This is a genomic window from Methyloversatilis sp. MC4-4 (genome assembly GCF_049843555.1).
Lineage (GTDB): Bacteria > Pseudomonadota > Gammaproteobacteria > Burkholderiales > Rhodocyclaceae > Methyloversatilis > Methyloversatilis discipulorum_B.
Window position 1 is genome coordinate 1188080 of the sequence record NZ_JBBHZK010000001.1, and the last position, 12805, is coordinate 1200884.

Genomic DNA, 12805 nt, shown 5'->3' on the forward strand with positions numbered 1-12805 from the left:
GGACGGGTCAGCCCGGCAGGCTCACCTCGACGCGGTGGGGCTGCCGGTCGTCGACCAGCACCACCGCGCCGTCGCGACAGTAGGCGCCATCCAGCGTGACCAGGCTGTCCGGCCGCTCGCCATCTGCCACCGAGCGCTCCACCACGATGTGGTACGCGGTTTCGCCGAAGCGGTAATCGATGACGAAGTCGCGCCACTCCGGCGGCATGCAGGGCTGGATGCGCAGCGTGTCGCCCGTGCGTGTGAAACCGAGCAGCGATTCGAGCAGCAGCCGGTACATCCAGCCGGCGGAGCCGGTGTACCAGCTCCAGCCACCGCGGCCGGTGTGCGGGTCCGCCGCGTAGACGTCGGCGGCCATCACATAGGGCTCGACGCGATAGATCGCCACCGCGTCCGCCGACAGCGCGTGATTGACCGGATTGATCATGTCGGCGACGGCCCAGGCGCGTTCGCCGTCGCCGAGCGCGGCGAAGGCCATCGCCGCCCAGATGGCCCCGTGCGTGTACTGGCCACCGTTCTCGCGCACGCCCGGCACGTAGCCACGGATATAGCCCGGATCGAGACCGGCGGTGTCGAACGGCGGGTCGAGCAGCTGCACCAGCGCGTCGGCGCGCCGGACCAGCCGGGCGTCGACCGACTGCATGGCAAGCCGCGCGCGGCTGCGGTCCGCCTCGCCGCCGCCGGACAGTACCGACCAGCTCTGCGAGATCGAATCGATGCTGCATTCGGCGTTGAGCGCCGAACCCAGCGGCGTGCCGTCGTCGAACCAGGCGCGGCGGTACCAGGCGCCGTCCCAGGCATGCTTCTCGATATTGCGGCGCAGACGCACGCTCTCGCTCAGGCACAAATCGGCGACGGCGGCGTCCTCGCGTGCCCGTGCCAGCGCAGCGAACTGCTGCAGCACCTCGCACAGGAAGAAGGCCAGCCAGACGCTTTCACCGCGCCCCTTGATGCCGACGCGGTTCATGCCGTCGTTCCAGTCGCCGGAGCCCATCAGCGGCAATCCGTGCCCGCCGAAGCGCAGACCGTGGCGGATGGCCCGCACGCAGTGCGCGTACAGGCTGTCGGCATCGGCCGAACGCGCCGGCAGATCGTAATAGGCGTCGTCTTCGGCATGTACCGGGCGACCTTCGATGAAGGCGACCTCCTCGTCCAGCACCGCGGCGTCGCCGGTGCTCTGCACGTAGCGGCATACGGCCAGCGGCAACCACAGGTAGTCGTCGGAACAGCGGGTACGCACGCCGCGACCGGACGGCGGATGCCACCAGTGCTGCACGTCGCCCTCGGCGAACTGGCGGCTGGCGCACAGCAGCAGGTGCGCGCGCGCGCGCTGCGGTTCGGCATGCACCAGTGCCATCATGTCCTGCAACTGGTCGCGGAAGCCGAAAGCGCCGCCCGACTGGTAGTAGCCGCTGCGCGCCCAGACGCGGCAGGCCAGGGTCTGATAGACCAGCCATCCATTGACCAGCAGGTCGAGCGCACGGTCGGGCGTGCGCACCTGTACCGTACCGAGCGTGTGCTGCCAGTGCGCGCGCACGGCGTCCAGCGCCGCCTGCGCCGCCGACGCGCCACGAAAGCGCTGCACCAGGCGGCCGGCATCCTCGAGGTCGCGTCCGCTGCCGAGGCGGAACACGAGCTCGCGTGTCTGCCCCTCTTCAAGATCGACACTCACCTGGATGGCCGCGCACGGGTCCAGACCGGCGCCCACCCGACCCGACAGGCGCTGTCGCCGCATCGCGGCTGGCGCGCGCAGGCTGCCGTTGCGACCGATGAACTCGGTGCGGTCCGCGGTCACGGTGCGCGCCGTATCGTCGACGTCGAAGAAGGCGACCCGCTCGGCGAATTCCATGCTGTAGGGGTTGCGCGCGTAAAGCGCACCGCTGCGTGGCACCGTTTCGGTGACCACGTGCATGGCGGACTTCTCCCGCAGATCGCCCAGCACCCAGTCGACATAGCCGGTGGCCGACAGGCTTCGTGCGCGACCGGACACATTGCGCAGGCGGAGCAGCGAGAACTTGACCGGGGCGTCGATGGCGACGAACACCCAAAGCTCCGACTGAATGCCGTCGCAGACGGTTTCGAACACGCTGTAGCCGAAGCCGTGCCGTATGGTGAAGGCGCTCGTTGCCCGCACCGGCAGCGGTGTCGGCGACCAGAAGCGGCCGCTTTCCTCGTCGCGCAGATAGATCGCCTCGCCGCCGGTGTCGCTGACCGGATCGTTGTGCCAGGGCGACAGGCGGAACTCGTGGGCGTTGTCGCACCAGGTGTAGGCACTGCCGCATTCCGACACCACGGTGCCGAACTGAGGGTTGGCCAGCACGTTCGCCCACGGCGCCGGCGTGACCTGGCCTGGCGCCAGCGAAATCACGTACTCGCGACCGTCCGCGGCAAATCCGCCGATGCCGTTGAAATGAGAACGCCCCGCCGCGTCGACGGTGACGCTGTCCGGCACTGCGGGCGCCGGCACATCGACGGGCCGGGCTGCCAGCCAGGGCACCCTTACCGGCGCGATGCCGCGCTGTTCGATCTGTTCGGCCAGCGAGCCGCTGCTGTCGGAAATGACGACGCGCGCGACCGACAGCAGCAGCACCCGGTCCTCGCCCGAAATCTGTTCCGCCTGGCGGACGAAGATGCCGCCCGGCCGGTCGATCACGCTGGCTTCGATGCCGGAGGCGATCAGGCCGGTGATCTGGTCCTGCAGCATCTGCCGGTAGCCGGCGTGGTCCTCGTTCCAGATCACCAGATCGACCGCCAGTCCCTTCAGCCGCCAGTAGGCATGCGCCTGCACCATCTGGCGCACGAGGTCGATGTTGGCGGCGTCGGCGATCTGCAGCAGCACGATGGGCAGGTCGCCGGAAATGGCGTAGCCCCAAAGCCCCGACTGCCCGCGCCGGTTGCGCATCAGCACCGCCGGGTCGGCGCGCAGTGACGGGTTGGCGAACAGCACCGACGCCGCGAGGCGCGCATGCAGCTGGGCGTCGGCCTCGGTCGCGTTGAGCTGACGCAGCACCACCTGACCGTGCGTCCAGGTCAGATCGATCACGCGATCGGACAGGTGGCGGTCGAGATACTTGTCGACCAGCGCCAGCGCGATGTCGCGGCTGTCAGCCACGCCGGTCACGATGTCCAGCGTAACCGACTGACCGGCGTCGAGCGTGAGCACGCTGCGGATGGCGACCACCGGATCGAGCACCGCGCCGTCGGTGCCCGACAGCGTGGCCGTCTCCATCGCCAGTGCATCGGCGCAGGTACGGGTACGACCGATGAAGCGGATGCGGTCGGTTTCGCACGATACCTGCTCGACGTCGACGCCATGCACCGCCATCAGGTGCAGCATCCACGGCGCCTGTTCGCCGTCCGAGCGCGGCCGCCGGGTGCACAGGATGGCCGGCCGGTCGCGCAGGATTTCGGTCTGCACGAACAGATTGCTGAACGCCGGGTGCAGTGCGTCGGAGGCCGCCGGGGCGATCACCACCTCGGCATAGCTGGTGACGTCGATGCGCCGGCGTGTCGAGGTCCGGTTGGTGATGCGCACTCGGCGCAGTTCGATGTCGTCCTCGGGCGACACGACGATTTCCGTATGCGTCTCGAACTCGCCTTCGCCGTCGGCGCTGGCATCGCGTCGGCGGAACTCCGCCCGGCCTTCGGAGAAGATCGCCTCGTAGGACAGTGCGCGACCCTGCACCGGCTGGTGCGCGGCCGACCACATGTTCGACGCGCCGTCGGCGACATCCAGCTCGCGCAGATAGCAGAAGCTGCCGCGGTCGTCGCAGGTGCCGTCCTCGCGCCAGCGCGTGACCGCCAGATCCTTCCAGCGGCTGTAGCCGCCGCCGGCCTGGGTCACCATGACGTGATAGCGGCCGTTGGACAGCAGTTGCACCTCGGGTATCGGCGTGTCCGGCGTGTCGAACACGCGGATCGGCGTCTGCGATGTCAGTGGCGTCGAGCGCAGCGCGTGCAGCTGGGCCGTGTGCTCGAACAGCGCGGTGGCCTTGGGGATGCGTTCGTGCAGCAGCAGCATGACCGACTGGAACAGCCGGTCGGACGCGAAACGCCGTTGCATCGGACGGTCGAGCAGCAGCGACGCCAGCGCAAGCAGGCTCATGCCCTGGTGGTGCGCCATGAAGGCCCGCACGACGACGCGCGTCTGGCCGCGTCGCTGGCGTGCCGGCGTGTAGTCGATGGCTTCGAAGAAGCCGTAACGCCCGATGAAGCCCTCCCCGGCCATCCGCTGCAGGTTGGCGCAGGCCTCTTCCGGCGCCACCAGCAAGGCGAGCACCGATGCATAGGGCGCGACCACCAGATCGTCGGCCAGACCGCGCTTGAGACCCAGGCCCGGCACGCCGAAGGCGCGGTACTGGTAGTTCAGGTGCACATCGACCGTGTTGTAGCCGGACTCCGAAATGCCCCAGGGCACGCCGCGCTGCCGTCCGTACTCGATCTGCCGCGCCACCGCTGCGCGGCAGGTCTGGTCGAGCAGCGTGCCGTCGAAGGACGGCATCACCAGCATCGGCATCAGATACTCGAACATCGATCCGCTCCAGGACAGCAGCACCGGCTCGCCGCCGGCAGCCGTGAGCAGGCGTCCGAGCGCGAACCAGCCCTCCTGCGGCAACTGTCCCTGGGCGATGGCGACGAAGCTGCACAGGCGCGCCTCGGAGGCCAGCAGATCGTAGTAGCTGCTGTCGGCGCGGCGCTCCGGTACGTTGTAGCCGATGGTCAGCAGATGACGCGAGGTGTCGTACAGGAAGTCGTAATCCATGCGCGCCAGACCGGCTGCCTGGGCGGCCAGCGCGTCGAGCCGCGCCAGTCGTTCGCGCGCCCGGCGGCAGCCTTCGTCCAGACGGTGCTGCAGCGTGTTCAGCCAAGTCCGTTGCTCCGCCGAGCACTCGTCTTCGCCCAACTGGGTGCGAGCGGCAAGCCGGCGCCCGATGTCGGCACCGAGCGTGCGGTCCAGGCGGGCCAGCGTCGACAGCGTCGACATCGCCCCCAGCGACGGCAACAGATCGGTCAGGCCGCCCGTCTGGTGCGCCATCGACAGCCAGGGCACCAGCAACGCAAGTTCGTCGAGGGCGTCGCTACACTGACGGCGCATCGCTGCTGCCCACGTTGCGGCCTCGGACGCAGCGGCGTCGCCGCCCGGCGCAAGCGGCAGGTCCAGCTCGCCGATCAGCACCTGCAGGCGTCGCAGCGCGGCGGCGACCGCGATCAGGGTATCCGGCGGCGCAATGCACAACGCCCGCAGTTCGCCGCGCAGCACGGTCACACGCCGTGCGGCGTCGACGTCGAGCGCTTCGGCGAGCAGCGCTGCGGTGTCGTCAAGACCGGCGAACAGGCGGACCGGCAACAGCGGCTGATCGGCCATCGCGGCAAGGCCGGCGCGCAGCGTCAGCAGATGGCCGGCCAGATTGCCGCTGTCGACCGACGACACGTAGAGCGGCGGCATCGGCAGCAGCGTCTGTGTGTCGTACCAGTTGTAGAAGTGGCCGCGGTAGCGTTCCAGCCCCGACATCGTGCGCAGCGTCGATGCGGTGCGTTCCAGCATCGGTCCGGCGCACAGATAGCCGAAGTCCCAGGCCGACAGGTTGGCCAGCAGCGCCAGCCCCATATTGGTCGGCGAGGTGCGGTGGGCGATGGCGGCGACGCGGTACTCCTGATAGTTGTCCGGCGGCAGCCCGTGGTCGTCGCTGCCGACCAGGTTGTCAAAGTAGGCCCAGGTGCGGCGCGCCAGGCCGCGCAGGAAATCGGTCTGTGCCGCCGACAGTCGCACGGCGCGGCGTCTGAGCGGCAGGCTCACCCACCAGGCGATCGCCGGCGAGGCGGCCCAGAGCAGGAGCACCGGTGCAGCCGCCAGCAGCAGCTGCGGTGCGGCGAAGCCCAGGTGCAGCGCGGTGGTTGCCGCCAGCGCCGGCCCGATCCACATCGCCTGCAGGTGGCGGGCGGGCGTGCTGCGTCGGGCCGCCTGGCGATCCGCTTCGCCGGACGGATTCCATTCCAGCAGACGCCGGTGCGACACCTGCATGCGCCACAGCGTGCGCGCGATCGCGTCCAGGCTGTAGAGCGCCTGATGCGGCAGGCAGGCCAGTTCGAAGGCGGCCAGCCGGAGGTGGCGCAGCGCACCTCGCCCGACCATGGACAGGTGCTGGCGCAGCAGCACTTCGGACGGTTTGCGCAGCAGATCGGTCAGGCTCGCGCACAGCGCCGGCAGCAGCACGACGGCGAGCGCGGCGGCGGTCCACATCCAGGCGGAGGACAGCTGCGTCCACCCGAGCAGCAGCATCAGCACGAGCGACAGCGGTACCAGGCTGCGGCGCAGATTGTCGAACAGCTTCCATTGCGCCAGCAGTGACAGCGGGTTGGGCTGCAGGCGTGTTCCTTCCGCGGCGTCGCACAGGCACATGCAGGGCACGCGGCGCTTCAGCCAGCCGGCAAGCTGCCAGTCGCCGCGTATCCAGCGGTGCCGGCGAGCGACGTCGGCGCCGTAGTGCGCCGGATGGTCCTCGAATAGCTGTACGTCGCTGAGCAGCCCGGCGCGGGCGTAACAGCCTTCCAGCAGGTCGTGACTGAGGATGCGGTTCGGCACGAAGCGCCCGCCGAGCGACTGTTCGAAGGCATCGACGTCGTAGATGCCCTTGCCGATGAAGGAGCCCTCGCCGAACACGTCCTGATAGACGTCGGACACCGCCCGCGTGTACGGATCGATGCCCGGCTCTCCGCCGTGCATGCGCGCGAAGCGCGATCGACCGGCAGCCGGGAGGCTGGTCGCCACCCGCGGCTGCAGGATGCCGTAGCCCTCGACCACGCGTCGCTTCACCGGGTCGTAGCGCGGCCGGTTCAGCGGATGGGCCATGGCGCCGACCAGCTGGCGGGCGGCGTCGCGCGGCAGCTGGGTGTCGGTATCCAGCGTGATCACATAGGTCACGTCGCGCAGCGGCGCGGTATTGCCGACGACCAGCGAGAAGACGTCGACGTCCTGTTCGGGCAGGCGGCCGCGCAGCAGCGCATTCAGCTCCGCCAGCTTGCCGCGCTTGCGTTCGTAGCCCATCCAGACGCCCTGCTGCGGATTCCAGCGCCGTGCGCGGTGGAACAGGAAGAAGCGGTCGCCACTCAGCGCTGCGCAGGCGTCGCCATACTTCGCGTTCAGTTCCTCGATCCGCAGTCGGGCCAGCGCCAGCAGGGCGGCATCGCCCGGCTGCGTGGCCACCGGCGCGTCGGCGAAGTCGGTGAGCAGCCCGAAGTGCAGGCGCGGGTCGCGGTTGGCGAGAAAGCGCACCTCCAGCGCTTCCACCAGCGATTCGACGGCCGCTTCGCCAGTGATCATCGTCGGCACCACGACCAGCGTGCGGGCACCCTCTTCCACGCCCGCCGAATAATCCATGCGCGGCAGCGGGCGCGCCGCCACAAGCAGCGTCACCAGCCAGTTCACCAGCGAAAGTGCGAGCTGGCTCACGCCCGGCAGCAACAGCAGTCCGAGCGCGTAGAGCGCCAGTCCGCCCGCCCAGCCGGGCACGCGATCGAGCGGCACACCGGCCAGCAGCCAGGCTTCGGCCAGTGCGGTCAGCAGCGCGATGCTGCCAAGATAGGGCAGCAACGGCACGCGCCCGATGGCCCTGCCCAGTGCGCGGAAGGCCGACAGGCGGATACCGAGCGCGCGCTCCAGTTCGGGCAGCCCGCGGTCGGCCAGGTAGAAGCCGACGTGGCCGATGCGCCCGGGCTGGACCGCGGCGCCGGCGCTCGCCAGTTCGAGCGCCTTCAGTGCGACCTCGCTCTCGCTCACGCCGCCACGTCGCGCGATGGCCTCGGCGGCATGGCGGTAGTGATCGCGGCTGCCGAAATCCATCCGGCCGTAGATGCCGTCCGGGTCCCGGCGCAGGATCTGCTCGACCACGCTGAGGCTTTCGACGAAATCGCGCCAGTCTGCGGCCCCGAGCACGCGCAGGCTGCCGATGCTGTTGCTGATCGACAGCTGGTCGGCCGCCTGCTGCTGGTTCTCCTGCTGCACGAGCTGTTCGATCGTCAGCGAGGACTCGGACAGATACTGTTCGATCCACGTCAGCGGCAGCGCCAGCGCCGGCCCGCGTCCCTGCAGCCTGCGCGCCAGTTCGGCAACGAAGGCGCCGACCATGGGCGGCTTCGAATGCGCCATGTCGGCGATGACGAGGATCAGTCCGGCGGGGTTGCGCTCGACCGCCTCCGTCATGCGGTCGGCCCAGACGCCGGCCAGCGTGCGCTGATTCCAGCAGGCGGCCACGTGCGCGCCCACCCGGCGCAGATTCTCGATCAGCGCCAGACGCAGCATGATGGGCACCGCCCACAGTTCGCCGATCGTCAGCGGCGACACCGTCTGGTAGGCAGCCACGAAGCGGCCCAGACTTTCGGTGTCGACGCGGCCGTCGCCGTGCGCCACGGCGGCCAGCGCGATGTCGTACACGCGCGGATGCCCGGCCGACGGGCCACGCGCCAGGCGCGGCAGTTCGCGGCTGTAGCCCTTGGGCAGATGCCGTTCGGCGGCGCGGATGTGCTCTTCGATCAGGTAGAAATTGTCGAGCAGCCAGTCGGCAGCCGGCGTGATGCGCCGGCTTTCGGTTGCCGCCTCGGCCAGCAGGGCGCTGACGCCCGCAAGCACGACTTCGTTCTCGGCCAGACGCGCCAGCAGCCGGTCCGGCATGCGGCCGGCAGTCAGCGTATGCGATGCGGCCAGCGCCTTGCCGTGCTGCGCCATCTGTTCGGCGCTGAACAAGCCACCGCGCAGCGGCGTTTCGTCGTCGGGCGCGCGCTCAACGCGCCGCGCATCGTGGCGACGTCGTCTCCATGCTCGCCATCGCGCGCCGGCGGACAGTCGGGCACTCACGGCAGTGACCTTCCGCCGGCCGCAGCGGCGCCCGCAGGGGCGGGCTGAAGTGTGTGTCCGGCCACCGGCCGGACCCTGTTCGCGCCGACGGGCTGCAGTCGGCGACCACTCACTTGATGCGCATGTCGTTCTTGACCGACTTCACGCCACCGACTGCGCGCGTCACCGCGACAGCCTTGTCCATCATGGCCTGCGTGCTGACGAAACCGCTCAGCTGCACGACGCCCTTGAAGGTTTCGACGTTGATCTCGGCCACCTTCAGCGTAGGCTCATTGAGGATGGCGGTCTTGACCTTGGTGGTGATGACGCTGTCGTCGATGTACTCGCCGGTGCCTTCCTGCTTCGAGGTGGATGCGCAGCCGACGGCCGTCACCAGTGCCACGGCAAGGAAGACTGCTGAGAGGTATTTGCCCAGTTGTTTCATGATGGAAATCTCCTGATGAGGAATGGGGACGGTGGCCTGACGGCACACCGGACAAACGTCTCGGCGCGTGCTGCAGCGCTTGCGCAACGCAACGTGCCGGCGAACTGCGGGCCCGTACCGGCGGCCCGGTCAAACCGGCCCGTCCGATGCGAAAGTCATCGGTGAATTCATCGATGAAGCCCAGCTGCGGCGCCGGATCCGGAGGAATCCGGCACAGCACGACCAGCATACCGATCGACTGCGCCCGGGTATGTACGGCAGCGCACACAACATGTTTTCAGGCAGGGGCGAGCACTGCGCCCGGAACGGCGGACGCTCAGGCGAGCGGCGGCGTCGGCCACTGCCAGTTGCGGATCTCCGGCATGTCTTCGCCATGCTCGAGGATGTACTGGCGGTGGGCGTTCAGACGGTCGCGCATGCGCTGCTTGATGTGTGCGGCCTGCGGCTGCAGCATCGGCACACGGCTGGCGACGTCCATGACGAGGTGGAAGCGGTCGAGCATGTTCAGCACCACCATGTCGAAGGGCGTGGTCGTGGTGCCCTCCTCCTTGTAGCCGCGCACATGCAGGTTGCCGTGGTTGCTGCGCCGGTAGGTCAGGCGGTGGATGAGCCAGGGGTAGCCGTGATAGGCGAACAGGATGGGTACGTCGGGCCGGAACAGCGACACGAACTCGTCGTCCGACAGGCCGTGCGGATGCTCTTCGCGCGGCTGCAGCGTCATCAGGTCGACCACGTTGATGAAGCGCACCTTGAGCGTCGGCGCCAGTTCGCGCAGCAGGTCGATGGCGGCCAGCATTTCCAGCGTCGGCACGTCTCCCGCGGCGGCGAGCACCACGTCGGGCTCGCCCGCGCTGTCGCTGCAGGCCCACTCCCACATGCCGATGCCCGCCTCGGCGTGATCGACTGCGGCGTCGATCGACAGCCACTGCCGTTCCGGATGCTTGCCGGCGACGATCACGTTCACCCGGTCGCGACTGCGCAGGCAGACGTCGGTCACATAGAGCAGCGTGTTGGCGTCCGGCGGCAGATAGACACGGATGATGTCGGCCTTCTTGTTCACCACGTGATCGATGAAGCCGGGATCCTGGTGCGAAAAGCCGTTGTGGTCCTGCCGCCAGACATGCGAGGTGAGCAGGATGTTGAGCGAGGCGACCGGGCGGCGCCACGGTATGCCGCGGCACACCTTGAGCCACTTGGCGTGCTGGTTGAACATCGAGTCGACAATGTGGATGAAGGCTTCGTAGCAGCTGAACAGGCCGTGCCGCCCGCTCAGCAGATAGCCCTCCAGCCAGCCCTGGCAGGCGTGCTCGGACAGCATTTCCATCACCCGGCCATCGGGCGCCAGATGGTCGTCGGCATCGAAGCGCTGCGCCATCCAGGTGCGGCCGGTCACTTCGAACACGGCGCCCAGCCGGTTGGACGCGGTCTCGTCCGGACCGAACAGGCGGAAGCTGTGCGGGTTGTCGCGCATCACGTCGCGCAGGAAGCCGCCCATCACCCGCGTCGACTCGGCCAGTGTCGCGCCGGGCGCCGGCACGTCGATCGCGTGGCTGCGGAAGTCCGGCAGGCGCAGGTCGCGCAGCAACGTGCCGCCGTTGGCGTGCGGATTGGCGCCCATGCGGCGCGTGCCATGAGGCGCCAGGGCGAGCAGTTCCGGTCGGGGCGCGCCATTGGCGTCGAACAGTTCGTCCGGCCGGTAGGATTGCATCCACTCTTCCAGCAGGCGCAGATGCTCCGGATTGTCCATGTCGCCGAAAGGCACCTGGTGCGAACGCCAGCTGCCTTCGGTCTTCAGGCCATCGACCTCCTTCGGACCGGTCCAGCCCTTGGGCGAGCGCAGCACGATCATCGGCCACTGCGGCCGGCTCATGTAGGTCCCCTGGCGCGCGCGGTGCTGGATGTCGCGGATGGCGCTGATCGCCTTGCCGACCGCCTTCGCCATCAGATCGTGCATCAGCACCGGATCGTCACCCTCTACGAAGATGGGTGCGTGGCCGTAACCGATCAGCAGGCTTTCCAGTTCGGCGTGACTGATGCGGGCCAGCAGGGTCGGGCTGGCGATCTTGTAGCCGTTCAGGTGCAGCACCGGTAGCACGGCGCCGTCGGTGCGCGGGTTCAGGAACTTGTTCGAATGCCACGACGTGGCCAGCGGCCCGGTTTCGGCCTCGCCGTCACCGACCACGCAGCAGGCGATCAGGTCCGGGTTGTCGAATACCGCGCCGTAGGCGTGCAGCAGCGCATAGCCGAGTTCGCCGCCTTCGTGAATGGAACCGGGCGTCTCCGGTGCGGCGTGGCTCGGGATGCCGCCAGGGAAGGAGAACTGGCGGAACAGCCGGCGCATGCCTTCGGCGTCCTGCGTCACGTCCGGGTAGAACGCGCTGTAACTGCCTTCCAGCCAGGTATTCGCGACCACCGCGGGACCGCCGTGACCCGGGCCGGCGACGAAGATCATGTCGAGGTCGTGGTGGCGGATCGCCCTGTTCATGTGGGCGTAGATGAAGTTCAGCCCCGGGGTCGTCCCCCAGTGTCCGAGCAGGCGCGGCTTGATGTGAGCGCGCTGCAGCGGCTGTCTGAGCAGCGGGTTGTCGAGCAGGTAGATCTGTCCGACCGACAGGTAGTTGGCGGCACGCCACCACGCGTCCAGCCGCCGCAGGTCGTCCGCGTCGGGCAGCGCCGAAGGCTGGGTCATGTCCTCTCTCCTGGTCATCGCCTGCGCGAAGTCACCGCGAGCGCCCGGGTTCGCCGGCGCCTCGCGGTAGGCCGCTGACCGGACCCGTCCGAATGGATTGAAGATGGCTCAGTGACGCCGGATGAGCAAGGCGGCAACCAGCCCGGCGGTGGCCGCGAGCGCAATGGCCTTCCACGGATGTTCGGTCACGTAGCCCTGCGTGGCGTCGGCAGCGCGGCGCGTCGTGTCGGCGAGCGCCACGCGTGCCTCGTGCAGGCGGGACTTCGCGTCGATCAGATGTGCCTCGACCCGGGCCTGCACGGCGGCGCGGTCTCCCTCGCCGAGGTCGGCATCAGGCGTTCGCCAGTCCTTCACGGTGCTGTCCTTCTTGCCGTCCAGCGGGGAATGCAGCGGATTCGTTTCGATGTTCATCGGGATTCCTTTCACAAGCACGTCCGGACAACCGCGCCCGTGACGGGCGCGGCAACGAAGTTCAGCGTCGCATCAGTCCCATGATCAGGGTGACGCCGAATACGACCAGAAAGACGAAGAAAAGTATCTTCGCGATATCGGTGGCGCCTGCCGCAATGCCGCCAAAACCGAACACGGCTGCGACGATGGCGATGACGAAGAATATGACGGCCCATCTCAACATGGTGATCTCCTTCCCGGGGGCGGCGATCTGCAACTTTCCCCGAATCAGACTGCAAATCGGGTCCGGCGACGCCGGCCCCGCGACGGCGCGGAACGGCGGCCGCCTTGCGGGCCGTCCATCGGTAAGCGCGTAAGTCCATCGTGTGCCGCGACCGCTGACCCGTCTGTACGCCACCGTACCAATGTGCCGCACGAGGCGTGCCGGCCG

General features: G+C 68.7%; 5 protein-coding genes. All 5 read right to left on the bottom strand.

Annotated elements, in window-relative coordinates; all coding sequences use genetic code 11:
* Positions 1–7 precede the first annotated feature (7 nt).
* A complete protein-coding gene (locus WDZ97_RS05440) occupies positions 8–8851 on the bottom strand; it encodes a GH36-type glycosyl hydrolase domain-containing protein (RefSeq protein ID WP_425762049.1) in 8844 nt (2947 codons plus the stop codon).
* Positions 8852–8960: 109 nt separating this feature from the next.
* Complete coding sequence (locus WDZ97_RS05445) at positions 8961–9275, bottom strand: BON domain-containing protein (RefSeq protein WP_304003606.1); 315 nt, start codon at positions 9273–9275, stop codon at positions 8961–8963.
* Positions 9276–9591: 316 nt separating this feature from the next.
* Complete coding sequence (locus tag WDZ97_RS05450) at positions 9592–11964, bottom strand: phosphoketolase family protein (protein ID WP_425762050.1); 2373 nt, start codon at positions 11962–11964, stop codon at positions 9592–9594.
* 108 nt (positions 11965–12072) lie between these two features.
* Positions 12073–12375 carry a DUF883 family protein gene (locus WDZ97_RS05455; RefSeq protein WP_341929182.1) on the bottom strand — a complete coding sequence of 101 codons (303 nt, stop codon included), beginning with the start codon at positions 12373–12375 and terminating at the stop codon, positions 12073–12075.
* 61 nt (positions 12376–12436) lie between these two features.
* On the bottom strand, positions 12437–12598 hold the full coding sequence (locus tag WDZ97_RS05460; protein WP_304003688.1) for a DUF1328 domain-containing protein: 162 nt from the start codon (positions 12596–12598) through the stop codon (positions 12437–12439).
* Positions 12599–12805: the final 207 nt, after the last annotated feature.